Below are 24599 nucleotides of genomic sequence, written 5' to 3'. Positions count from 1 at the left end.
TTGGCCGCCCGGCCCCGGCGGTGAAGACAAACGACTGAAGGAAAGACACGATGAGTTTCGAAGCGACTGGCGAAGGCGTCGATATCGGGGCATTCTGGCGGACCCTGGGCGAACGGCCCATCGGGGCGACGCTGGTGACGACCCAGGGCGCCGACGGCCCGAACGGGTTCCTCGGCCTGTCGGCGGCGCATGTCTCGGCCAACCCGCCGACCATGCTGGTGTCGATCGACAAGAAGACCTCGGCCCTGGCCGGGGTGCTGGAAAACGAGCATTTCGCGGTGAACTTCCTGCCCGAGGGCTATGCCGAGCTGGCCAATGCCTTTGGCGGCAAGGGCGAGAAGGTGTTCGAAGAGGGCAAGTGGGGCACGCTGGCCTCGGGGGCGCCGGTGTTGAACGAGGCCCTGGGCGTGTTCGATTGCAAGCTGGAGAAGGTCATCGAGCATGGCAACACGTCGATCATCCTGGGCACCGTGGTCGGTGTGCGGGCGGCCGGCGAAGGCGCGCCGCTGATCTTCCACCGGGGCAAGTTCCTGAGCGACTGACCGGCGCGTCCCGATGGGCCGGTGTGATGTGCCGGTCTGACAGGCCGATGTGACTGACCGGTGTGTCAGGCCGATTTTATGCCAGGCATAAAATGGACCCGGCCGGGGGGCGACCTCGGGCCGGGTCCATTGCGTTCGGGGCGGGTGGTCAGCTGCGCAGGCGCCGGGCGCGGATGACCTCGGGAAGGGCAATGGCCAGCAGCATGATTGCCGTGATCTCGAAAACCAGCGTGCCGAGCAGCCCGTAGGCCACCAGCCAGGCGATGCCGCCCAGGGCAAAGCAAGCCAGGGTCAGCCCGTGCAGGCGCAGCCGGGGCAGGGCCTCGGCCCGGGCCGGTGCCGCGCCAAAAAGGGCAGCCAGGGAAATGCCCAGGTCGGTGGCCATGCCCGACACGTGGGTCGTGCGCACGCGGGCCTTCGAGATCATCGTCGTGGCCGCGTTCTGCAGGCCCATGACAAAGCTCAGCACAAAGACCATGGCCAGCTGGGCCGAGCTGTCGCGCAGCAGCGCCAGGCCCAGGGCCAGCAGGATCAGCGCTTCGCCGACGATGGCCAGGGCATAGATCCCGCGCCACCCGCGCCGTTCACCGGCCCCGATGGCCAGGGCGGTCAGCCAGGCGCCGCAGATGAAGGCCGCGAGCAGCCCGGCAAAGGACAGGGCCGAGAGCAGGCGGCCGGCGACGACATCCTCGGCCAGGCCCGAGACATTGCCCGTCATGTTGGCGGTGAAGGATCCGGCCAGGACAAAGCCCACGGCATTGAGCCCGCCGGCAATGGTCGAGAGCAGGGCGGCCAGCGTCAGGTCGATGCTTTCGGTTCTGTCGGGGCCTACACGGATCAGCATGGCGCCACCTTTGCATGTCTGCCGCCCGGCTGCAGGAGGGCCTGTCGACGCAGGGCCTGCGGATGCGGGGCGGAGGGTCCGGTCTGTCGCCCGAGGCCGGCGGGATCGTGGCGGGATCGGCGCGGGCGTTGAGGTTCGGGCGGAGCGGATTGGGTTAGGGGCCGATAAGGCCCGGGGTCAAGAGAGAGCGGTGCGGGGCGGTACGGTTGGGCGCGGGGCGGGGTTGGGGGTGATGGGCTTTGGGCCGGATCGGATCGGGTCGAGAGCGGATGGGGCAGGTGCGGAAAGGCGCGACCCGCGGATGAGGGTCAGGCCGGTCGGATGGTGTCGAGAGCGGGCAGGCCATGCAGGGATTGCCCCCGGGCGCATGTACAAAGGCGCAGGTATAGCTTGCCCGGATCGACGGGCGGGGGCCGTCGCAACGGCCCCCGCCAGCCTGTCTTACTCGGCGGCGATCTGCACGTCCGAACGGGATTTCATCAGCGGCTGGATCTTGGTGCCGAAATCCTCCAGCCCGATGACAAAATCGTCGAAGGTCATCATGATGCCCTTCACGCCGGGCACGGCCGCGGCCTCGTCGAGCATCCGGGCCACGCTTTCATAGGATCCGACCAGCGTGCCCATGTTGAAGTTGACCGCCCCCTCGGGCAGGTTGATCGCCTTGGCCGTCGAATTCTCTTCGGCCGTGGTGTCGGCCGCGCCCTGGACGCCCATGTAGGACAGCGCTTCCAGGTCCGCGCCTTCGCGATAGCTGATCCACTTGGCCTGGGCGGCCTCGTCGGTCTCGTCGGCGATGATCATGAACAGCACATAGGCGCCGACATCGCGGCCGGCGGTTTCGGCGGCAGAGGCCAGCTTGGCCGCGACGGGCGCGAAATCGGTGGGCTTGTTCACGCCGGTGCCCAGCACGAAGGAGTAATTGGCATAGTTGGACGAAAAGGCCATGCCCTTGTCCGACTGGCCGGCGGCGACGATCTCGATGTCGCCCTTGGGCGCGGGGCTGAGCTTGCAATCGTCCATCTGGAAATGCTCGCCCTTGAAGTCGGACGTGCCGGTCGACCACAGGTCCTTCATGACCTGGACGTATTCCGCGGCATATTCGTAGCGGTGGCCGAAATATTCATCGCCCGGCCACATGCCCATCTGGGTGTATTCGTTGGGCGCCCAGCCGGTCACGATGTTGACGCCGAACCGGCCCGGGGCCACGTCCGAGATCGTCGAGGCCATGCGGGCGACGATGGCCGGCGGCAGGGTCAGGATGGCCGTCGAGGCAAAGAGCTTGATCTTCGAGGTGACGGCGGCCAGGGCCGACATCAGGGTGAAGCTTTCCAGGTTGTGATCCCAGAATTCGGTTTCGCCGCCGAAGCCGCGCAGCTTGACCATGGAAAGGGCAAACTCCAGGCCGTATTTCTCGGCGGTCTGGACGACCTGCTTGTTCAGCTCGAAGCTCGGCATGTATTGCGGCGAGGTCTTGGAAATCAGCCAGCCATTGTTCCCGATGGGAATGAATACGCCCATGTCCATGAGGGGGTCTCCTTTTTGAGTTGGCCGCAGTGTGACAAAATCGGCGGCCGGGGCCTAAGGAGATTTGTTGAGCCGGGGGGCTGAAAAATATCTCATGGCCCCTGGTGCCCGTTCGCTGGGCGGTGACGGGCGGCCCGGTGCGACAGCGTGCGCCTGCGTAGTCAGCGGGGCCGTTCCGGCGCGGCGGACGATCAGGTCGAGGACAGGGTCGTCTGGTAAGAGAACGTGTCGCCAGGGTGGTACTGGACGGCATATTCCAGCAACCGGCCGCCCGAGCCGTTGAACCGGCGGGTCATGCGCAGGCACAGATCGCCCGGCGCGCGGCCCAGGCAGCGCGCGGCGGTGGCGGGCATGTGCAGGGCACGGACCTCCTGGCGGATTTCCTCGACCCGGTCGCCGGCATGGGTTTCGACCAGGGTGAAGATGGCCTCGCGCAGCACGTCGATCCGGGAAACGACCGTTTCGAGCCGGGGATCGAGATAGACTTCGTTATAGCTGAAGGGCGTGGTTTCGCCGGCCAGAAAGCGCGGGCCGGCAATGCGGTAGAGCCGGCGACCCGGGCGGATGCCCATCTCGCCGGCCAGCCGGCCCCGGGCCTCGATCGTGGTGCGGTCGGTGACATGGAATTCCGAGGCCCGGGCGAAATCGAACAGCTCGCCCCGGCTGGAGGCGGTGAACCGGCCGCGCCAATCGTCGTCCGTGGCGGCGACACGGGTGCCCACCCCCTTGCGGACCGACAGCAACCCGCGCCGGCGCAGCAGGGCAATGGCCTGGCGGATGGTATGGCGCGAGACCCGGAGGTCGGCGGCCAGCTCGGCCTCGGGCGGCAGCAGGGTGCCCAGCGGATAGGTGCCATCGGTGATCAGCCGGTGCAGGTGACGCGAGACCTGGAGATAGAGCGGGGTGCCGTCCTGGAAGCGCAGATCGCCGGGCATCGGGTGCTCCTTGTCTCGGGGTCAGGGTGCCGGCCGGCACCGGCAGGGCAGGGCGAGCCTAGCCCAGCGGGGCGGAGCGCCGGGCTGAGCAATTCTCAGGCCAGGGGGTGACGGGATGTTGGGTGGCGGCGAGGCGACGCCAAGGGACGGGCGGGTGGGCGCGGCAGTGCCAGGCGAAGGGGCCGGGACGCGGGTGCGCGGCCGCAGGATCCGGGCGGGGACGCGGAGTGGGCCTTTGGGAAACGCTGCGCAGACCAGGCAGGGCCTAGGCGGGGCGCGTCAATGCCAAAGCGGGTCGGGGAACGGGGAAACGGGAGCGCGGCGCACTTGGGAGGCAGGGTACTGGAGGCACGGCCTAGGTTGATGCCGGGATGACCGGGGCCGGATCGGCAGGGCAGGGGGCATGGGCGGCCCGGAGCGGAATCGGGGTGGCGAGGGGCGGGGCAGGGCAAGGACGCGCGTTGAATAAGTCCGTACATGTTGCGCCAATGATTTGGGCGCGGGCGCTGCCGGAGGCTGAATTCGCGCGCAGAGCCCGTGGCGCGGCGGGCAGCGGCGGGCGGGGTCTTGCGCTTGCATGCGCATGCTTGGCCACTGGGCTGAGACAGCCCGCCCCAAGGAGTATCGCCATGCGCCGTCACGTTCCGCTCAATGCCATCCGCGCCTTCGAGGCCGTGGTCCGGCATGGCTCGGTGGTCCGGGCGGCCAATGAGCTTTGTGTGACGCCCACGGCGGTCAGCCACCAGATCCGGCTGCTGGAGGATTTCCTGCAGGTCGAATTGTTCAGCCGGCGCAACAGCCGGATCTTTCCGACGCCCGGGGCGCTGGCCAACGTGGCGCGGGTGAGCCAGGCGCTGGACCTGATCGACGATGCGGTGCGCGACCTGGGCGTGACCGACGAGCGGGCGCATTCCTCGCTGTCGATCTCGGTCTCGGCCTCGTGCGCGTCGCTTTGGCTGGTGCCGCGGATCGGCGAATTCATGGCCGGGGCGCCCGAGACGGATATCCACGTGCGCACCTTCCTGACGCGCAAGGAAGCCGAGGCGCAGGACAGCGAGCTGAAGATCTGCCCGTGGCGCGGGCAGAGCGGGTTCCAGGCCGAACCGCTGGTCGAGGAAAGCACCACGCCGGTCTGCTCCCCGGACCTTGCGGCCCGGTTCGCCGGCGACGGGCGCGAGATCCTGCGCCATGCGCCGCTGATCCATGTCGACCGCGGGCACCTGGGGATCGAGGCCGATTTCCCCGACTGGGCGCGCTATCTCACGGAATACGGGCTGAGCCGGCCGAATTTCAACCACGGGCTGCGGTTCAACCAGTCGGGCCAGGCCGTCGAGGCGGCAATGGCCGGTGCCGGCGTGCTGCTGGGCCGGTCTCTGCTGATCGGACGGGCGGTGCAGGCGGGCAAGCTGGTGCCCGTGGCCGAAGCCTATCCGCAGCGCATCCCCAGCTATCTTCTCACCCCGCTGAAGCCGCGCAGCCGGCGATCGCTTGACACCTTCCGCGACTGGCTGCTCAAAACGGCCCGGCCGGATGCGCTGATGCAGGCGGCCTGAACGCGGCCGGCTGCCCCGGACCTGCCCCCGAGTGGGGGGATAGGAATTCTCAGCCCCCGGCTTAGAAACTTGTGCTGCCGTTTGCCGGCGACACGTGGTTCTATGGGCGCGACGTGGCGTGGCCGCCCGTCCAGCGCCCCGACCCGTGCCCGCAGCGGCCGGGCGCCGGGCCATGGCCGCGCCCGATGGAAACGGAATTGCCGGAAAGCCGGCCGAAGAATGGAAGTGATGATGTCCGAAACGCTCAACTCCCCGACCGAGATCCCCATGCCCCCGCATGTCAGCCAGGACGATTTCAAGTCCGGCATGGCACGGCTGGCCGGGGCGGTGAACATCGTGACGACCGACGGGCCGTCGGGCCGGGCGGGCTTTACCGCGTCGGCCGTCTGTTCCGTCACGGCCGAGCCGCCGACCCTGCTGGTCTGCCTGAACCGGGGCTCGTCCGCCGCCCAGGCCTTTGCCGAGAACAGCGCGCTCTGCGTCAACACGGTGGGCCCCAAGCACAAGGACCTGGCCATGCTGTTCGGGGGCAAGACCCCGATGGACGAACGGTTCGAAGCCGCCGAATGGTCGGCCGGGGTGACCGGTGCGCCGATCCTGGCCGAGGCGGTCGTGTCCTTTGACTGCACCATCACCGAACGGGCCGTCGTGGGCAGCCACGAGGTCATGTTCTGCCAGATCCACGGCATCGCCGGTGATGCCGAAGGCCCGGGCCTGGCCTATTTCGCGCGCAAGTTCCACGAGCTGGAGAACGGCGCATGAGCGCCGTGGCAGGCCGCATGAGCGTGGCGGAGGTCTGAGCGATGGCTGGCAAGGTTGCCCTGATCGGGACGGGCGGGACGATTTCGTCGCTGGGTGTCGACGGGTTCGACGTGCAGGATTACAGCCGCCACGGCATGATCCTCGACAGCGCGGGCATGCTGGACCGCTACCCGCGCCTGTCCGAACTCTGCGAGGTCGTGGCCGTGCCTTTCCCGCCGGTCCTGTCGACGCAGATGGGATTCGCCGAATGGAAGCTTCTGGCCGAGACGATCAACGGGCTGGCCGCTGATCCCGAGATGGCCGGGGTGGTCATCCTGCATGGCACGGCAACGCTGGAGGAAACGGCCTATGCGCTGAACCTCGGCCTGACCTGTGAGCTGCCGGTGGCCGTGACCGGGGCACAGCGCCCGTCCAGCGCGATTTCGACCGATGCCGAGGCCAACATGGTCGCGGCGATCCGCACCGTGCTGCATCCCGATGCAAGGGGCATGGGCGTGATGGTCGTGCTGAACGAAGAGATCCAGGCCGCACGCGAGGTGACCAAGACCTCGGTCTGGCGGCTGCAGACCTTCCGCACGCCCGATTTCGGCGTGCTGGGCCATGCCGATGCCCATGGCGTGGAATTCTATCGCCGGCCGATGCGGCACCACACGGTGGACACGCCCTTCGACCTGGCCGGGATGGACGGGCTGCCGCGGGTGGATATCTCGTATTGCCACGCCGGGGCCGATGGCACGGCGGTGCGGGCCTTTGTCCAGGCCGGGGCGCGGGGCATCGTGTCGGCCGGGTTTGCGCCGGGCATGACGACCCCCGAAGAGCTGGCCGCCCTGGGCGAGGCCGTTGCGGCCGGCGTGGTGGTGATGCAATCGACGCGGGCCGGGTCGGGGCGGGTGAACAGCTTGACGGGCATGCGCGCGGCCGGTGTGCTGCCGGCCGACAACCTGACGCCCCAGAAGGCCCGGGTGCTGCTGGCGCTTGCCCTGTCGTCAACCGCCGACCCGGCCGAGATCGCGCGGTTTTTCGCGACCTGCTGAGAAATTTGGGGCGGTGGTGGTGTCATTTTGGCTTGTCTCCGGTGGAGCGAGCCAATAGACACGCCGGCGGAGACGTGGCCGAGTGGTCGAAGGCGCTCCCCTGCTAAGGGAGTAGGCCCGGAAGGGTCTCGAGGGTTCGAATCCCTTCGTCTCCGCCACCTACCATTTTCATTGAATGGCCTTGGGGCGCTTGATAGCGTATAAGTCTATGGACTTATGCGCTTATTCTCGTTCGTTGGTTGCGTTCGTTTCACTTCGATTGCGCTCGGTTCTATTCGTTCCGTGGTATGAAAGGTGGTACGTCTGATGGCCTACACCTCTGGCAAACTGACTAAGAATCTCGTCCGCACCCTGGGCACGGGGCGGCACGGCGACGGCAATGGCCTCTACCTCGTAGTAGACCCATCGGGTGCCCGTCGCTGGATCGTGCGCGTCACCGTAAAGGGGCAGCGTAATCGCCAAGGCAAGCCCAACCGAACGGACTTCGGTCTAGGCGGCGCTGACATCATTACGCTGACAGTCGCCCGCGAACGAGCGCTTGAATACCGACGCCTCGCCAAGCAAGGGCTAAACCCGAAGTATCACCGCAACAAGGAGGTGCCGTGCTTCGAGGAAGTCGCACGTCAGGTCCATATCGAACGTCTGCCGACCTGGAAGAACCCGAAGCATGGCCAGCAGTGGATCAATACGCTCGCAGATTACGCTTTCCCCAAGATCGGCCGTTTGCCCGTATCGGAGATTGACCAGCCAGAAGTCCTGCAAGTCCTCTCCCCTATCTGGACCGAGAAGCATGAGACCGCTCGTCGTGTCGCACAACGCATGAAGGCGGTTCTGGACGTCGCCCGTTCACGCGGCTTCCGCGAAGGGGAGAATCCCGTGGCGGTCGTCATGGACGCTCGTGTTCTGCCGCGAGTGAAGGCGAGGGTGAAGCACCACAACGCGATGCGCTGGCAGGACGTACCGGCGTTCTACGCCCAGCTTTCTCAGCAAAGTGGCATGGCGGCTAAGGCATTGATGTTCACTTGCCTGACAGGGTGCCGGACCAGCGAGGTCCTGCAAGCAGTCTGGGAGGAGTTTGATTTCGACGAGCTAATTTGGACGATTCCTGAAGAAAGGACCAAGACGGGGACCGAGCACCGTATTCCGCTTACCGATCAGATGATGGAAATTGTTGAGCCGTTGAAGGCGCTTCGCTCCGCATGCGTCTTTGAGGGGCAGCGCCGACACAGGCCGCTCTCGAACATGTCGATGTTGATGCTGCTACGACGCATGGAGATCGAAGGTGTGACGGTACACGGGTTTAGGTCTGCGTTTCGGGATTGGGCTGCTGAGGAGGGCAACCACCCCCGCGAAGTGGCGGAATTGAGCTTGGGGCACAAGGTCGGCTCGGAGGTGGAGCGTGCCTATGCGCGAAGTGATTTGCTGAGCAAGCGGCGAGAACTGATGGAGAGTTGGAATGCTTATGTTCGGTTCGCCTGAATATGAACGGTTTTACGAGATGATTGACTCACTAGATTCTTCGCGAAATCCCACGCTCAGAAGAATGCAGTCTTCAAAACGTAGACTCCCGCCCGAATGGTGGCCGGAAGATGGGCTGGAACTGGATCGTTCGAGTCCGTTTTTTCAGAATTATGTGGGTGTCGTGAAAGAGCTCAATCACTTCCTCGAAGATCTATACGAGACAAAATTCTGCAAGTTTGAAAATTACAAGCTTGCGGTAGCAATGCACGGCATCTTGGCTCCGAGATTTGCCTTGGGGCCAAATCAGCTCGATCGAGGACGGCAAACTGAAGTTCTGAAGCAATTGGAAAAAGCTCATCGAGATCTGTCCAAAGCAATAAAAGCACTCAGTTCACTTCCTTACCCTGCGAACCTACAGGTGAAGCCCATCCTCGATGACCTTATTCATCAGCAAAATCTCAGTAAAATCGAAAGGCTACAATCTTTCTATCAGCATCAAAAAGCGCAGGTGCAAACCAAAGCCAACGAAAGGGCCGTTGTCCTTGCGCGCTTCCTACGGGTTGGATTTGAACGGTACACAAACACCGTATGTCGAGCTTCCAAAGACCCAGACGGATATATCTGCTCTGCCTTTGCTCTCGGCGTAGAAAGACTGTTTCACCATGTCGGCTTGGAAGTGGATGCATACGAGCCGTCTAGACTAGCGCTCTCTGATGGCGATGATGAGTTCTCCACGTGGGCAGTTTTGATTTTCCTAGAAGACCCTTACACGACGATAACTTTGTAGATTTTTTTTCTATTGGTGCTCAGTTTGGACAGTTTCGGCGCAATCTAGCACAACCAGACGCAACCGAACCGGAAAGCGAAACGGAAACTGGAGGCGACTGAAATCCGATGGAAGTTTTTGACAATAAACGTGTCTACGACGACAGTGACGGAGAGCTAGACCTGATTGCTCCCAAAGCAAAACGGGCGCAATGGCGACACCGCCGGGTGGGGCCACCCTTCCTAAAGTTCGGCCGTCGCGTTAAATACCTCGGCAGCGATCTGAACGCCTATATCGAAGATAATCGCGTTCTGCCAGGCGACATGGCCTGAGCAAATAAAGCAAAACCCCGCACCGGGCGGAGCCTTGCTTTGATTTCTTGCGCACCCGAAGTCTAAGCCAAAGCCGCCCCAATACTCAACCCTGTAGCCGATACCGTTGTCGGTATCGCCAGACCGCCTGAGGCGGGCTGACGGGAAAGGCTTGCTCAATGATGCACACAAATGAGCCTGGCGCTGCACTCATGGTGCGCGCGCCTAACGAGGGCCACACTGATCTACGTGGTCGCGTTCGGCTAAATTTATCTGCAACGGCGTCGATGTCTGTTCTGCCCTCCCTTATAGGCTTCCGGCCGCGATATGTCGGCGCGGCCCTCCTGAGGGGGGAGACGTCATGAGTTGGCAGGTCTCAAACCAATGCAATACACGCAAGTTCGGCAGCGCCCCACGCAAGCAAGTCATCATGTTTTTGGCGGACAAGGCTTCTGACGATGGCGAGGGCGTCTATTGCTCCAAACACAGCATCGCGAAGTTCACCGAACTGAGCTTGGCCACAGTCAAGCGCATCGTTCGAGACTTCATCGCCGAGGGTATTCTAGTTCAGACAGGGAAGCGCGAATGTGACTACGGGTACACTATAGAGTACCGCATCTGCCTTGCCGCCGTGTCCGAGCTGCATGACCTGACGAAGAGAAAAGCGAACACCGAAGGGGGACAGCAGAAATCCGGGGTCAGCAAGACCCCGGATGCGAATGATCCGGCCTCCGAGGTCACCATGACCCCACCCCCGGGGTCTCCACGAACCCCAAACCATCCTAAAACCATCCAGAAACCACCTACGCGCGCGGACACGCGCGAGGCGGAGGATCAGGATTTCGAGAAAGCATGGACCGCCTATCCGCCGGATCGGCGTCGGAACAAGACCACCTGCCGGCTGCAATTCGAGCGGGCCATCAAGGACGGCACCACCACCGAGGAATTTATCTGCGCAGTCAATGCCTACGCGACAGAGACCGAAGGCTACACTCGCTCGAAGGTTTGCTTCTCCGACAACTGGTTCCGGGAGAGCCGTTGGCAACGATTTGTCGAGGAGGCCCGTGAAGCGCAAATCGACGCCGCTGAACTTGAGGCAAAGCATTTTCGTCAGCTTGCCGGGTGGGTCCGCGAGCGCAATTGGATGTGCCAGCACATCTCGCGCAATCAGGCCGGTGAGCTGCTGTTGCGTGGTCTGGTTTCTGAACCGGAGCTTCGCCGTGCGGAGGTGGCATGGTGACTTCGAACATCAAGCAGTCTGAGCAAAGAGCAAGGCGACCCGGTTCTAGGTCTTCGACCGTTGAACCGGGGCCTTGCGAGGGGCGGCAAGCCTCCCCTTCGAACCCCAACCGGACCGCGCGGGGCGCGGTCTCCTCGGAAAAGCAGGAAGCCGTGTTCTTCTACTGCTCTTCCGAGGAAAAGGCGCTGATCCGGCAGGCGGCTGCGGATCGCGGACTGTCCATGTCCGCCTTGCTTCGGCAGCTCGCCACCGGCGCGGCTCCGAAGCGGCGCAAGCCCGCGCCCCGTGTCGATCCCGCGCTTGTGCTGGCTGTGTCCCGCTTTGGCGGCAACCTCAACCAGATTGCGCGGTGGCTCAACACGGCGACCCGCGCGGGTCGGGCCAGCGAGGTCGAGGCCCTGCGCGTGGCGGCGGCGCTGGTCGGCATCGAGCGGCGGTTGGCGGAGATCATCGCCCAGCACCGTAGGCCGCCCGGATGCTGATCAAGTTCTTCCCCAACGGCAAGGGCGGCGGCGCGGGGCCGGTCGAATACCTGATCGCCCGCACCGTACTGGCCTATGACGACAACCGCGATCTGATCCGCGACGCGTCCGGCCAGCCGATGACCGTGACGCGCGAACCGCTGCCGGAGGTCGTCCGCGGCGATCCTCAGGGCATGACCGACCTGATCGACGCCTGCCCGCACAAATGGACCTATCGCGCCGGTGTTGTCAGCTTCGCCCGCGAGGACGCCCCGACCGAGGACCAGCAGCACGAGGTGATCGACCGTTTCGAGGAGATCGCCTTCGCCGGGCTCGATGCCGACCGCTACGCCTGCCTTTGGGTGCGCCACACCCATGAGGATCGCGTCGAGCTGCATTTCTGTACGCCACGCATGGAGCTGCACAGCGGGCGTAGCCTCAACATCGCCCCGCCTGGTTATGAACGCGCCTTCGACAGCCTGCGCGACCTGATGAACAAGACCCACGGCTGGGCCGACCCCATGGACGTGGAGCGTGTGGCCGAGGTCAAGCCGGTCACGGAAGCCCCGGACCGCGCCGCCGGGCGCGACGGGCTCCATGCCTGGATCGCCGACCAGATTTCCATGGGGCTGATCGAGGATCGCACCGGCATGGTCGCCGCCCTGACCGATGCAGGCTTCGAGGTGCCCCGCGCAGGCAAGAATTACCTCACCGTCAAAGATCCGGAGACCGAAGAACGGTTTCGCCTGAAAGGAGAAATTTTCCATGACGACTGGAGAGCCGAAGCAACGGCTGAGCGAGAAGTTGAACGCGGACATGGAGCGGATCAGGGCAGAGAACGCCGCCTTGATCGACACACAGTTGCAGAACTTCAGGACCGATTTGACGGTCATCGCCGAAAACGCGCTGGCTACAATCAAGACCGATACGGAAGGCTACCTGCTGCGCGTGAGGAAGCACCTCATGCGGCAGAGCGCGAACGCAGCTCGACCGGAATGGAAGGCTCTGATGTGGCCGATGCTGGTGGCCTGCTGCCTGATGATCTGCACCGGGATTTCGACCTGGTCAGTCATGACATGGCTGACGCCGAACTTGAACACGATGGGGCTCAGGGTGATCGAGCGGCCGGAGGCGGTCTATCTGATCCCGCGCAGCGGCCGCGCGGCGCTGACACGCTGTTCGCTGGCAGGGGAACCCGTGGACTGTCTGACGATCCCGAAGGAGTGAGTGATGGATGGTCTGACGCCACTCGAACGCGAATTGTTGGGCTACGTCGAGCAGTTGACGGAAGCCTCGAAGGCATCCGCGCAGGAATTGACCGCCTCTGGGCAGGACAGGCGGACGGAACTGGATGGGTTACGCGGCTCCATGATCGCTTTGCTCAGGTCGCAGCTCTCATTGGTCGAAGCCTTGAACGGCTGGATGCAGGATGGCCCCGACACCGCGCAGGCACCATCGAAGCTGAAGGACAGCCTGTCGCTCGCCCTGGAGGCGCAGAAGCGCCTCCAGACGCGGTGACAGACGAGATCGAGGAGGACGTGCATGGCCTACGCCATTGAGGAGCAAATCCAGCTCTCCCCCGGACACGCAACACTGAACAAGCGACACGCGACACGCGACACGCGACCGTGGTCACTCAACACCGGACAGTCAACACGCAACAGACGACACCGGACAAGCGACAGGCGACACGCAACACCGAACAAACGACGGGAGTAACCGCATGATTTATCGAGCTATCCTATTTCTGGCTTTGACTACCGCTCCGGTGATGGCGGACCAGATCAAGTTGAGCAATTCCATCCAACCCGCAGAGACCGACCGCTACGGTTGCGCGATCCGCCCGCGACCGGAACATCTGACCTTCCGGTCGTTTCGAGACGCATGGCGCTCGGTGGCGGCGGACGACCTCTATAGCTTGAAGCGGCATCAGATGGCGCTGAAGGCCGGTTCTTGCGATTGCGAGACACTATGGCCCGACTGGGCGATCATCGAGGATGAGTACGCGGAACTGGGTTTTGCCGCCCCGACCGGCACCGACAGCCTGCACATCACATGGTCGGCGGAAGAGTATTTCCCTGTCATTTCCGACCTTCGGGATCGGTTGCGCACCCAGTGCCAGGAGGCTGAGTGATGGGTATCGTTAACTTTATCGTATCAGCCGCAGACGAGGGTCTCGAGAAAGTGGCTACCTCGCAGTTCGCGGCGGTCGCGGAGGTCTCCGGCACGATAGTTGTCGGGGCTGCGACTCTCGCGATGATCGTTTTGTTTATCAATATGGCATGGCAAATCCGCCCCATGGACGGGAAAGAGCTGCTGGTCTTGTCATTCAAGATCGCTTTGATCAACACATTCGCGTTCAATTGGGCAAATTTTAACTTCGTCAGCGGTCATATCATCGACGGCCTCGACGAACTGGCTGGGCGCTTGGTCGGCTCGGCAATCGGGGTAGACCTCGCGGGACCCAGATATTTCGCCCTTCGTTTTGACCTTCAGCTCGACAGACTGGCCGAATACGGCAACTCGGCCACATCGCATATGGGGGCGGTCAGTAAGGCTGTGATGGGAGTCTTCTTCATGGCTCTTCTGGCTGTCATCGGCGGGGCGGCCGGCGCTGTTCTCGTCCTGGCAAAGATGATGATGACATTCCTGATAGGTATCGCGCCCATCATGATCCTCTGCTCGATGTTCCCGGTGACGAAGGACTATTTCCACCGATGGGTGTCTTCACTGGCGAGTTTTGCACTTTACCCTGTCGTGATGGCTGGCGTTTTCTCGATGGTCTTCGGCCTGGTGAGCCAGCTGGTCGGCCAGATCGGATCGCCGGATTCTGTCAAGCAGGTTGGAGCGACGCTTCCCTTTTTGGCTGTAGTCATACTTTCCCTTGTGATGGTCGTGGCGATCCCGTTCATCGTGCCGATGATATCGGGCAACTTGCAGGCAGGCTGGGCGGCTGCAACCGTTGGTGGCAGTGTCCGGCGAATGATGCCGCAATCCCGCCCGATTCAACCGAACCGAATGTCCCCGAACGCAAAGAGCGATGCAAGCCGGAGGTTGAAGCCAGGAGCGGACGCGACCCGTTCCTCAGCCGCCGCAACAGATCACCGCCCCTCAACCGGTACAGGGGCCAAGATGCAACGCATGATGGACCGCGCGGAGCGCCTCAGTGCGGACGAGACGAAGAAACGGTGATGGTTCGACGCTGACAACTGCGCTGCGGCTAAGGATGCAATACTTTGCCGCAGCGCGTGAGCATTTCAGCGGCGATCTATCCCGTTAGTCGCCTGCGTTAATGTCCTTGGCGAGTGCTACAAACTTTTCAGCCCGCTTGTGTAGGTAGTCGGCCTCGCTCTGGTCTAGCCGTGTCGCAGTTATCAGCGTCCCCGGCTGGATGTTCAGGATGCCGACTCCTGCCGAATCTGGTTTAGCCAACCTCAGTATAGTTAGAAGGCCCCGCTCCTTCTTTCGTGGCAGCTGTTCTTTTCCAAAATGTAGGAAAATGATGCGTCTCTGATTGTTTGCTTCTGTACGCAAGTACCAGGCCGTTGCGATATGTAGGCCAGAAATCTCCGCTTCGACAGGGCTGCGCCCCTGCCAAATGAGCGCGTGATCCTCTTTCAAATCTAGGTAATTTTGGCATAAAATCTTATATCCAGAAGCCTTGTTTGCCGACACTTTGGAGTGAAGGTTTAAAAATTCTTTATTCGAAATTTTTTGATCTTCGAAAGATACCAAAGCTTCCCGAAACTGCTTGTAGCGATCCTTGGCCGGATCATATGGCAAATCGAGCTCGTCGATTATGCTTCTGACTTTCGCCCTGTCTTTGCGCTTGTCGCCGTACGCGAAATCGACGAACTGACTAACCCTGATCTTCATCGTTTTTCCTGTCTGGCCTCGTCCAAAACTTTAAGGTTCGGGCGGGAACAAATAAATAACTATTTAATGTGAGATGCTTTCAATAAAGGGTAGCTTCGGCAGCTTGGCAGTCAGTATCGCCTGTGGGCACGCAGTACCACTCCAACCGGCGCTCCATCATCAGGGTCCACGGCCACGACGACGCGCGTCTTTGGTTCTTTCAGTATTTTTACGGCATCAAAGAACGACGATCCTGCCAGCACTGCCCTAAAGCCATCCGCGACTGCTGGATTATTCAGGATGTCTGAAACAGTGTGGTCCCTTAAGTCGATCATGCCATCCATTTCTAAGGCTTTGGTAGCTATATAATGAGCTAGTTGCTGGTGCGTGACTGCACCGACAACAACGCCTTCATCGATGCAAACGAATGCTGCGCATGTTTGCGCCTCTTCCCCTGCCAATCTGACCAGCGTGGAGGCAAGTTCAACGATTTCGAACCGTTGATCCGCTTTACTCGCCAAGGTGACGGGTGCGGACCCTGCCAGATTTGGCCGGGTTCGCATCACGACACTCACGGTTGAGTGATGCCGCATCCAGTCGGCCGTGACTTTGCTCCGAAGCTCCACCAGTTTAATGATTTTCGAATGCAGATCAGGGACGTTCATATCCAGAATTGGCTCATGATGCGCGACCCTGTTTCTCAGGCGGTTGATCTCTCTCACAAGCGACTGGATTTCATGCCGCCCCTCACCGTGGGCAAGGCCCGGAAACGCGACATTGGCCTTAGTTCGCCAAAGAACTGCGTATTCATTGCGAAACAGGTTTGACCAGAAATCAAAGGTAAGCTCCGCGATCACCTTGCCGCGCTCGACTGACCGAGCTCGTTTCATTGCCTTGTCCAAGGCGCTGAGACTTTCTGGCGTCAGAACTGTATCGCGAAAGTTGGCATCCTGATGCCAAGCTGCCCCAAAAAGCTGCAGTAGGACGCCATCCACGGCATTGCGCAGGGTCACTTCCGCCACGCTAAGCGGGAAAAGGAACGATTTCGCAAGCCTTGCGTTGTAGAGGTACAGCGCGAACGCGAAAGCCTCATTGCCACTGGCTTTCGCGAGGTAGGTTGCGAATCTTGGCTCTGAAAGCGACGCCTTGAGTGAAGCGATCGTTGCCGCATCGTACGGGTATGGAACTTGACTCTCGGCCATCGCGGCGATACATACCCTTCCAGAGCAGTCGAACTGGCCCCACTGGCACTTGCTACGCGCCGTCGACATCAGATTAGAGCACCAGGTCGGGCGAGCCCCCACCTGGTGTTTCTTTTTTGACGGGATTATTCCCTGAATTCAACCGCTTTGGTTCGCGTAGGGTGGTGCAGGGAGTGCCCTTTCAGCTCGCTCAAGAAGCGCCGCCAAGTCATCCAAAACCGGTGATCGCAAGCTCGTCCTCTCCGCTACACTCCCACACGCGCTTAAGAACGCGATTTCCAGTCGACCGCTAGTAACGCATGCGTCTGCGGATCATGGCTTCATTGTCATGCCACTCGGCTTCAGAGATGTACTTGCGAACCATCTCACGCAGGATTCTTGCCATGCGTGGATGCTCGAACTCGCAAGCTTTAGCCCAGCCCTCGTACTGTTCCGCCAGCTCTCGCTCTTGCGCTCCGCCTTCCCCCCGCAAAGTCGCACCGCGCGCATTGTAGCGCCCGATTGTGATGCCGCGCTCAATCTCGACGCTATACAAATCATTGACAGCCTCCCGCACAGGCTCACAAGGCCATGACCCATCTTCTGCCAGAGGGGCGTGTGCGAGGATTTCCCCGATCCGATAGTCAAGCATGGCGCGATGACCTGTCGGCTCACTAATTCGCCTTGCCTCGATAATCCATTCCTTCAGTTTTTCGGTCCGGAGGACACCGTGTTCATCGACCCCAGGTACTGAAGAAAGTGCATCAATAAAGGTGTTCGCGTTTCTGGCTGCAGTCTTCTGCTCATCACTAGGTTCCACATCTCTGGGTTCATTCTTGCCCCTGTAGGCCATGCGAATGGCCTCGCAGAAGAGAGACGGGTTGTCGTTTACTTCGGCCTCAAGGTTAGGAATATTCCCTCTATCGAACCTGAAGACCTCCAGATACAGGAACTCCAGACCAGCCATCCTCTCGCGGCCAATTGTGCCGCGCGAATTGAGGATCTTGAACACCTCCTCAATGGAGTGTCGATCCATCGAGGATGCTCCTCGCTCAGCTTCGTCGCTTCGGGGAAGAGCCTGCAGGATTTCGTAGAGCTGCTCGGACTCGATGCTTTTCAGGTCCAGATGGACAAATTTCAGCGCCGTTAGGCCGCGTCGGGCTTCAATTAGTTTTGTTACAGCGTAGCGTAGCTCATCTTCTGTCTGCCTCGCCCAGTGTGCGGGCACAGTCTTCCAGTACCCTTCGGACACTGCGCTGCTTGAAGCCTCCACAGCCTCCCAAACTGTCCGCCCAAACCGGCAAAGGCAGAAGAGGCGCACCAGTTGATCATCAGTCAGTTCGCCGCGCAATCCGTTGATAAAGCCAACCGCGTTCTTGCCACCCAACGAGAAAAAGAAGCCGTCCAGCAGGAACTGTAGCTTGGTCGAAGTCAGGAACTCGGGATCGCCAACGATGCGCCGGATGAAGGCGAGCTGATCCGCCTCGGAGTTCATGATCTGCGCGAGGTTGTTACCCACTAGGTGCGAAGCATTCCCAGAAAGAGCAAGGCGCACGGCACCAGAAACACCTTCCTGCGCCAACACAGCTTCGACGCCCGCCTTTCGTTGGTTGGCGATGCGCACGTCTCGTGCCTCGAAGTCGTACTCATCGTCGTGGATATCTTCCCACGAACTCTCTACCCATGAATTCTTGAACAGCCATGCGTGCTTCCAGACGATATCGCTAGGCTCCAACTCGTCATAGATATCGCGGGCCTTGTTTACCTTGGCTTGCGTGGCCGTCTTCGGCGCTCCCTTCTTGCTCAGGCGGCGGGCACTCCTGCTAACACCCACGCGGATTTGCTCCCTTAACCAAGCCCGATCCTCGTCGGTGGCCGCTTTTGCCCAGTCCACCACGCGATCCCACACGCGCGCGCGATACTCGTCTCCAAAACCCTCCAGGCTATCCACCAAATCCGCAAGCTTCTCTCTTGTCATTGGCGTCCAAGAAAGGGCTACTTCAAGGCAGTGTTCTTCAAATTTCCAGCGCTCTCCGTTGGTCACCACTTCGCCGCTACCAAAGGCATAGTCCCTCCATTTCGGCTTGACGCTGTAGTCGCCGGTCCGCGACCGTGTGTCATACTGGTCCCTCGCAACCGCCCATCCGACTTCGGGAAAGTGCTTCACCAACTGATCAAGGGCTGCAATCCGCTGCTCTACGTTGGCGGAGGTTTGGGGCATCCAGCTACGGAAGATCGAAAGCAGGCTTTGCTTCGCACTGTTGCCGCTACGATCCTCAGGCTCTAGTTCGCAAAGCTTTGCAAGCACATCCACGACACGCTGGAGGTATTCCGGCGACCATGCCAACAAATCCAGTGCCCACAGCAGGCCAACTCTAGGATTTCTGGAAAACAGGGGGTCACCGACCGGGCGCATCAAGACCTGTGTGCTCGGATCATTTCTGGCCAAGTCCCGCTCAATAATGCCCAGGAACTCTTCGGGCGCGGCCTCAGCATACCGCTGGAATTCATCGGATTGAGACTCCATTGTCTCGCCGTCCATGCTAGCGAAGAGCTTTCTCACCAGTAGCGTGGCCTGAGATTGCGTATCCACCCCCAGCTTGCTCCTGAAGAGCCCGTTGCCGTGCATCGCCAGAATAACCAAGCTATCGGCGATGCCTTCTCGCAGCGCAGAAGAGATGTCGCGGGTCTTGCCATGGATACTGGCCGCCCAGCGTTCACCTTCTGGAAGGTCGAGTGAAGGATCGGGCTCCGAAAGCACAAGGTCAGCAGCCTGATAGAAGCGCTCAAGATCCTCCGTCGTCACCCATTGATGGACCGCGTAGAGGGCGTCAATCTTGGACACGACCCCTCGGAAGGAACCTATCGACCAGACGGGCGAACTCTCGATTGGAAGAAGATCGCCGAATTCCCTCTCGACCTCCGCATATCTGTCCTCACCCATCAAATGGCAAAGGACAATTCGGTCAGCTTCGTTGTCATTCTTCCATGCACCTGCCAGCATGAAAGGAAACACTGAGCGCGCAAGCGCCTTGTCAGCGCTCCATGCCGGTGACTTGATTGCCTGGTCTCGTGCTAGGCGGCGGCGCAGCACAGTGAGAGACCGCCCCGACTCGTCCTTGAGGCGTTCTATCGCATCGCCACCCAGCCCCATCGTTTCGAGGCCTTTGCGGAATGCTTCGCCGCTGAGCGTATCAAGAACAATATCCGCCTCGCTCTGTACCATCGTGCGCGGCACGATTGATATTCCACCAAGGCGGGTTCCCGTCTCGGCCAGTTCTACCTCGGTTTCGCGGTTCGTAACGATCGGTATGAAGCGGGATGACTTGTTGGCGAGTTCAGTGATTGGCCCGGTTTCGGAGAAGACAACAGCGCGGTCGCGTATCGCTGAAAGCTCAGGGTCGTCTCCGCTCAACATTGCGTAAACGAACGCAAGACCTTCGAGTACCGAGTCTGTCGCGATCCGAAGCGTTCGATCCGCCCCTCTCAAATGTGTAAGGAGCTTCTTACCGGCGATAATTGACGCTTCGTCGAAAATCTGTGTTGTGAAGGCTGGATCGCAGTCAGCATTCCACTTCACCCAACAGCGTTCCAGTGACTTCGTGCCACGAAAGTCTTTGCCGCTTTCGTTGGCAAACCAAACCTGAGCAGGAATGGACTGTTCCATCCATTGCTCAAGATCGCTGGAGTCCAAGACGACAACATCTTTCCATTGTTTTTTGGCCAGCTGTGCTGTTTTCCACGCATCCTTTCCTGGCCAACGCCGGGGCGTGACAAAGACAAATGTCGTCTTAAGTCTTTCGGTTTTAGAGATTGCTTTCACGCTCTTTGAAAAGTCGCCGTCCGCTTTCTCTTTGATATTCCGGTTTGTTCCGAACTCCCAGCCGGACGCGCCAGTAGGTACCCACGGATTACCTGTCAGCGTCTCGACCTCTCCGTCCCAGCCGGGACGCTGGGAGTCGTCATGAGCGGGGAAGTCCACTTTCTGAAGACCGTCACCGGTCGAGTGAACTAGCATCCTCAACAACGCCGCCAACTTGGAGCGTGAATCCAAATTGTTTGCCCACTGCTCGATGTCATTTGCCTTCGGGGCAGCAAACGGCGGCACGAAGCTCCTTACAGCGGTCATGTTTGTCGTCGCCGCACTCATTCCGGCATCGAAAACACTCTGCATCGCAAGCAGTTCACTCGCGCTCACGCCAAATGCTTTCTCGAGCTTCATGGCCATTTCACTCGAAAGGCTTGCGTTCCCGTTCAGAAGGTTCGACAGGGCGGGCCGTCCGACGCCAATCACCTTGGCGGCTTGGGTCACATTCATCCCCTTCGGGATGACATCGCTCTTGATGTATGGGCCGGGATGACCCGCGCTGGTGATCTTGCTCGACATAATTTCGCCCACGAAGTAAGTTGCCATGCAGCGTGTGTATCGTGTAGCGCTACACAATACAAATGCTTTGTGGTTTGCATCCAGCACACCTAGGTGAATGGCACCTTTGATCGAGAATGGCGGGCGGTTGGATGGCGGGTTCTATGGTCGGTACGCAACGTGATCGCACGCGAACCGCTACTTTTCCGCGTGAGTTACGTTTTCTCAACAGCAGCTTTTTGTGTAAGTGAAGTCTTGGGGCTGTGCTGGCCATTTGGGGAGATGAGCTTGATGAGACCGCGAACGCACCCGGACAGCCACGAGCTGCATGACTGGCCCATATATGGCCCTAAGGACCCGGAGATCGCCAATCTGGTTGACAGGCTCGCATATGACCATGGGCTACGCGTCCACGAGATCGAGGAGGTCATCTTGAGGGCATTGCAAAGCCGCCTGTCAGAAGCAGAAAGGGAAGTTCCTCGTGACAGTCGGTTACTTGACGGATGACACTTCTGATTTGTTGCGGGGGGGGGCGACAGGTGCTTTGCGAGTTCATAAGCTATGTGCCGTGGGGTGCGGCACTCCAAATGAAGCTCGGATTGCTTGGCCGCAGCGGCGAAGTTGGCGGCAGTTGCTTAGCCTCCGTGTTGTGGTGCGAAATGAGGTACGTAAAGTTTTTCTGTATAATTTATAATTATATTTCAGCATCTTGCGTGAGTTATTCTTCTCCCTTCGTCTCCGCCACCTACCATTGATTTCGTTCGATGATTTGGCGGTTTGCCAATCTTGTTTATTACGAGGCCCACATAGCCAGTGGGGCTATGGCCGCGTCACACAGCCCAATCTCGTGAGGTCCCGAATGCCCGTTCGGCGGCGTTTGGGGCGTTCATCGAATTCGCCCGTTTGTAGTCCTGCCTTGATCCACGTTTGAAGTGTCACTGGCCGCGATCCATCCTCAGGCCAAGCAAAACACCGCGCGGCGAAGACCATGACGGTAGCGGCTGACTTTCTCGCCGCGACGCCCGCAGTTTCGATGTCGGCCCGGCTACAAGCGACGCAAAATCCCGCCTAACCAGGCACCAACCGCCAACACAGCGCCCGCAGGGTCCCGGCGGCGGCCGGGGTCAGGGTGTCGCCCCGGGCGCGGTGCCATTTCAGGGCGTTGCGGATCGCGCCTCCGAGGAAGGCCGCCGTGGTGGCCGGGTCGGGCAGGGGGGCGGCGGGACCGGCCGTCAGATCGGCGAGGACCGACTGGATGTACCGCGAGGATGGCGCGTAAGAGGCGACCAGCTCGGCCGGGGGGATGATCGGCAGGTTGGACAGCATCTCGAACAAGATCGCCCGGTCGGGATCGGACCAGAAGAAATCGATGTAACCGTCGAGATAGGCATCGAACCGCGCCCGGGCCGACGCGGCCGGCACATCGGGCACCAGGGCCGCCTGCATGTCGCGCGCCAACTGGTGGTGCACGGCCAGGACGAGCTCGTCCTTGCCGGCGAAATAGGTGTAAAGCGAGCCCGTCGCCACGCCGGCCCGCCGGGCAATCGAGGCCATCGAACATTGCGGCCCCTCGGCCACCAGCGCGGTGGCCGCCGCCGCCAGGATGCGGGCGTGCTTGGGTTCCGCCTCGGGGCGTGCGTCGGGGGCGGGCGTGGGCTGGTTCATGACATCTCCTCACCGACTGAATGAACGTTCATTCAGCTGTCACGAAGGCAGACTACTTAGCCCGTGAATCAGGCGCAACACCCGTTGCGCCGGCACCGACCACCGAAAGAGACCATGACGCGCCGCCCCACGACCTTTGTTCACCTGACCGACCTGCACCTCAACGCGCCGCGGACGCTGGACCCGACGCTGCTGTCGGACACGACGGCCACGCTGCGCCGGTCGCTGGCGGCGATCGGGCGGATGGCGCCGGCGCCGGATTTCGTGGTGATCTCGGGCGATCTGACCAACAATGGCGACGTGCCGGCCTACCAGGCCCTGCGCGCCGAGCTGGCCGATCTGTGTGCCCGGGTGCCGGTGATCATGGGGCTGGGCAATCACGACAGCCGGGCGGGCTATCGCGCGGTCTTTGCCGGGGGCGATGGGCCGGACGACAGGCCGCTGGATCACCACGGGGCCGTGGCCGGCGTGCATGTCATCGTGATGGACAGCGCGGTGCCCGGCCGCGTGGGCGGCGATTGGGAGGCCGGCCAGATGGCCTGGCTGGCCGAGGCGCTGACGGCCCATCCCGATCTGCCCAAGCTGCTGGTCGTGCACCACCCGCCGATGCTGGACCCCGAGCGGGAACAGGACCAATGGGCCAGCCTCACCGCCGGGGCGACCGAGGCCCTGCGCGCGGCGCTGGCCGGCCATGCCGTCGCGGGTATCCTCTGCGGCCACATCCATTCCGACCGGGTCAGCCATTGGCACGGCATCCCGGTCTATGTCGGGGCCGGCCATCACGCCGAGACCGACCCGCTGGACCTGTCGACAGGCATGAGCATGACCGACGGGGCCGGGCTGGCCATCGGCACGCTGCGCGACAGCGGGCTGACCATGACCTATGTCGCCCATCCGCGCTCTGGCCGGGTGCTGCGGCGGCTCGAATTCGGGCCGTTCCACGAATATCTCGCGCGGACGGGCCAGGGCGCCGGGGCGGTCGAGGCATGAGCCTGACCCGCCATATCCCCGTGCCCGGCGTGCTGAACCTGCGCGACCTGGGCGGCTATCCGACGGGCCGGGGTGACACGGCCTGGCGCCGGGTGCTGCGCGCGGCCAGCCTACATGACCTCGATCCGGCCGGGATCGCCGAACTGGAAGCGCTTGGCCTGAGCCATGTCATCGACCTGCGCTATGCCGACGAGATCGCCAAGCGGCCCAATCCCTTTGCCGGCCGGACCGGGGCCACGCGCTATTCGCAGGTCTCGCTGCTGGCCGGGCTGTCGCCCGAAGCGCCCGAGATCAGCGCCGCGCCCGATCCGCTGCTGGCGCTCTATCTCAAGGCGGCCGAAACCAATGCCGCCGGTTTTGTCGAGGTGGCCCGGCTGATCGCCGGCACGCCCCAGGGCGCGGTGCTGTTCCATTGTTCGGCGGGCAAGGACCGCACGGGCATGATCGCGGCCATGATGCTGGAACTGGCAGGCGTGTCGCGGGCCTGCATCCTCGACGATTACGCCTGCACCGCCGATCACATCGCGCCCTTCGTCGAGGCCACCCGCCTGCTGATCACCCGGCAGGGAGGCGATTTCGACAGCTATGCGCCGTTCCTGCGCTCTGATCCGCCGACCATGGCGGGCTTTCTCGATCACCTGGCCGACCGCCATGGCGGGGCCGCGGGTTACCTGCTGGCCCATGGGCTGTCGCCGGCCGACCTGGGGGTGCTGCAACGGCGGTTGGGGGCGGCCGATGGCTGAGCCCAGCCACACCACGCGGCCATACCGCGCCTTCATCCCCCACGCGTCGTCACTCGGCCCCCGCATGCCGCTCGCGCAACCACGCCGCGCAGCCACACACCCGGCGTCGCCATGCAGGGCCACCACGACAGCCGCGCGGCCAGGCCGTGGCGCCAAACCCCACGGGTCGTCCCGCCATGCCGTCGCACGACCCGCGCGGCCACGCCTTGCCGCCCCGTCCCCCGCGCTGTCCCGCCACGCGGTGCCCCCCTTCCGCGCCGCCTGTACCGCAGCCGGACGGGCACCGCGTCATGGAAACGTCATCCGCCCATCGGCGCCGCGTCACACCGCGGCGCGACACTTGGCCAACCCGGGTCCTTGCCGGCC

General features: G+C 61.9%; 21 protein-coding genes and 1 tRNA gene. 15 read left to right on the top strand and 7 right to left on the bottom strand.

Annotated elements, in window-relative coordinates; translation table 11 throughout:
* The first annotated feature begins 50 nt into the window (after window positions 1-50).
* A complete protein-coding gene (locus ACK3BB_RS19785) occupies window positions 51-542 on the top strand; it encodes a flavin reductase family protein (RefSeq protein ID WP_428926363.1) in 492 nt (163 codons plus the stop codon).
* A gap of 148 nt (window positions 543-690) precedes the next feature.
* On the opposite strand, the gene ACK3BB_RS19780 is transcribed toward ACK3BB_RS19785, so the two are convergent.
* From ACK3BB_RS19780 to ACK3BB_RS19770, 3 genes are all read right to left on the bottom strand, one after another.
* On the bottom strand, window positions 691-1386 hold the full coding sequence (locus tag ACK3BB_RS19780) for a YoaK family protein (RefSeq protein WP_428926362.1): 696 nt from the start codon (window positions 1384-1386) through the stop codon (window positions 691-693).
* A gap of 441 nt (window positions 1387-1827) precedes the next feature.
* Window positions 1828-2910: a pyrimidine utilization protein A gene (gene rutA / locus ACK3BB_RS19775; protein ID WP_428926361.1), complete on the bottom strand. Its 1083-nt coding sequence runs from the start codon at window positions 2908-2910 to the stop codon at window positions 1828-1830.
* 191 nt (window positions 2911-3101) lie between these two features.
* A complete protein-coding gene (locus ACK3BB_RS19770) occupies window positions 3102-3845 on the bottom strand; it encodes a GntR family transcriptional regulator (protein WP_428926360.1) in 744 nt (247 codons plus the stop codon).
* Between the two features lie 629 nt (window positions 3846-4474).
* Here ACK3BB_RS19770 and ACK3BB_RS19765 point away from each other — a divergent pair.
* The 12 genes from ACK3BB_RS19765 (at window position 4475) to ACK3BB_RS19710 (ending at window position 14625) form a co-directional block, all read left to right on the top strand.
* Window positions 4475-5398 carry a LysR substrate-binding domain-containing protein gene (locus ACK3BB_RS19765; protein ID WP_428926359.1) on the top strand — a complete coding sequence of 308 codons (924 nt, stop codon included), beginning with the start codon at window positions 4475-4477 and terminating at the stop codon, window positions 5396-5398.
* Window positions 5399-5629: 231 nt separating this feature from the next.
* The gene (locus ACK3BB_RS19760) at window positions 5630-6160 is read left to right on the top strand and encodes a flavin reductase (RefSeq protein ID WP_428926358.1); all 531 of its coding nucleotides are present in this window, start codon (window positions 5630-5632) and stop codon (window positions 6158-6160) included.
* Window positions 6161-6201: 41 nt separating this feature from the next.
* Complete coding sequence (locus tag ACK3BB_RS19755) at window positions 6202-7194, top strand: asparaginase (RefSeq protein WP_428926357.1); 993 nt, start codon at window positions 6202-6204, stop codon at window positions 7192-7194.
* Window positions 7195-7262: 68 nt separating this feature from the next.
* Window positions 7263-7352 (top strand) — tRNA-Ser (locus ACK3BB_RS19750).
* 148 nt (window positions 7353-7500) lie between these two features.
* On the top strand, window positions 7501-8673 hold the full coding sequence (locus tag ACK3BB_RS19745) for a tyrosine-type recombinase/integrase (RefSeq protein WP_428926356.1): 1173 nt from the start codon (window positions 7501-7503) through the stop codon (window positions 8671-8673).
* Window positions 8651-9442, top strand: coding sequence for a hypothetical protein (locus tag ACK3BB_RS19740; RefSeq protein WP_428926355.1), 792 nt, complete (start codon window positions 8651-8653; stop codon window positions 9440-9442). Before ACK3BB_RS19745 ends, ACK3BB_RS19740 begins: the two co-directional genes overlap by 23 nt.
* Before the next feature lie 107 nt (window positions 9443-9549).
* Entirely contained in the window at window positions 9550-9753 is a 204-nt protein-coding gene (locus tag ACK3BB_RS19735; RefSeq protein ID WP_417682801.1) for a hypothetical protein, read from the top strand.
* 340 nt (window positions 9754-10093) lie between these two features.
* Window positions 10094-10972, top strand: coding sequence for a hypothetical protein (locus tag ACK3BB_RS19730; RefSeq protein WP_428926354.1), 879 nt, complete (start codon window positions 10094-10096; stop codon window positions 10970-10972).
* Complete coding sequence (locus tag ACK3BB_RS19725; protein WP_428926353.1) at window positions 10966-11454, top strand: plasmid mobilization protein; 489 nt, start codon at window positions 10966-10968, stop codon at window positions 11452-11454. Before ACK3BB_RS19730 ends, ACK3BB_RS19725 begins: the two co-directional genes overlap by 7 nt.
* Window positions 11448-12992 (top strand): relaxase/mobilization nuclease domain-containing protein, encoded by a 1545-nt coding sequence (locus tag ACK3BB_RS19720; protein ID WP_428926352.1) that lies wholly within the window; start codon window positions 11448-11450, stop codon window positions 12990-12992. Before ACK3BB_RS19725 ends, ACK3BB_RS19720 begins: the two co-directional genes overlap by 7 nt.
* Window positions 12993-13156: 164 nt before the next feature.
* Window positions 13157-13567 (top strand): hypothetical protein, encoded by a 411-nt coding sequence (locus ACK3BB_RS19715; protein ID WP_066009844.1) that lies wholly within the window; start codon window positions 13157-13159, stop codon window positions 13565-13567.
* Window positions 13567-14625 carry a type IV secretion system protein gene (locus ACK3BB_RS19710; RefSeq protein ID WP_428926351.1) on the top strand — a complete coding sequence of 353 codons (1059 nt, stop codon included), beginning with the start codon at window positions 13567-13569 and terminating at the stop codon, window positions 14623-14625. Before ACK3BB_RS19715 ends, ACK3BB_RS19710 begins: the two co-directional genes overlap by 1 nt.
* Window positions 14626-14709: 84 nt before the next feature.
* Here ACK3BB_RS19710 and ACK3BB_RS19705 read toward each other — a convergent pair whose 3' ends face one another.
* The 4 genes from ACK3BB_RS19705 to ACK3BB_RS19690 form a co-directional block, all read right to left on the bottom strand.
* A complete protein-coding gene (locus ACK3BB_RS19705; RefSeq protein WP_428926350.1) occupies window positions 14710-15309 on the bottom strand; it encodes a hypothetical protein in 600 nt (199 codons plus the stop codon).
* A gap of 110 nt (window positions 15310-15419) precedes the next feature.
* Window positions 15420-16490 (bottom strand): hypothetical protein, encoded by a 1071-nt coding sequence (locus tag ACK3BB_RS19700; protein WP_417682790.1) that lies wholly within the window; start codon window positions 16488-16490, stop codon window positions 15420-15422.
* A gap of 289 nt (window positions 16491-16779) precedes the next feature.
* Window positions 16780-20883 (bottom strand): HigA family addiction module antitoxin, encoded by a 4104-nt coding sequence (locus ACK3BB_RS19695; protein ID WP_428926349.1) that lies wholly within the window; start codon window positions 20881-20883, stop codon window positions 16780-16782.
* A 1020-nt stretch (window positions 20884-21903) separates the two neighbouring features.
* The gene (locus ACK3BB_RS19690; protein ID WP_428926348.1) at window positions 21904-22500 is read right to left on the bottom strand and encodes a TetR/AcrR family transcriptional regulator; all 597 of its coding nucleotides are present in this window, start codon (window positions 22498-22500) and stop codon (window positions 21904-21906) included.
* A 114-nt stretch (window positions 22501-22614) separates the two neighbouring features.
* Here ACK3BB_RS19690 and ACK3BB_RS19685 point away from each other — a divergent pair, with 114 nt between their 5' ends.
* Window positions 22615-23490 (top strand): metallophosphoesterase, encoded by an 876-nt coding sequence (locus ACK3BB_RS19685; RefSeq protein WP_428926347.1) that lies wholly within the window; start codon window positions 22615-22617, stop codon window positions 23488-23490.
* A complete protein-coding gene (locus ACK3BB_RS19680) occupies window positions 23487-24233 on the top strand; it encodes a tyrosine-protein phosphatase (protein ID WP_428926346.1) in 747 nt (248 codons plus the stop codon). The genes ACK3BB_RS19685 and ACK3BB_RS19680 overlap by 4 nt, the downstream gene beginning before the upstream one ends.
* Window positions 24234-24599: the final 366 nt, after the last annotated feature.

Origin of the sequence: Marinibacterium sp. SX1, assembly GCF_050389775.1 — a bacterium.
Classification (GTDB): Bacteria; Pseudomonadota; Alphaproteobacteria; order Rhodobacterales; family Rhodobacteraceae; genus Marinibacterium.
The sequence above is the reverse complement of the archived record's forward strand: the minus strand, read 5'-3'. Positions and strand labels throughout refer to the sequence as shown.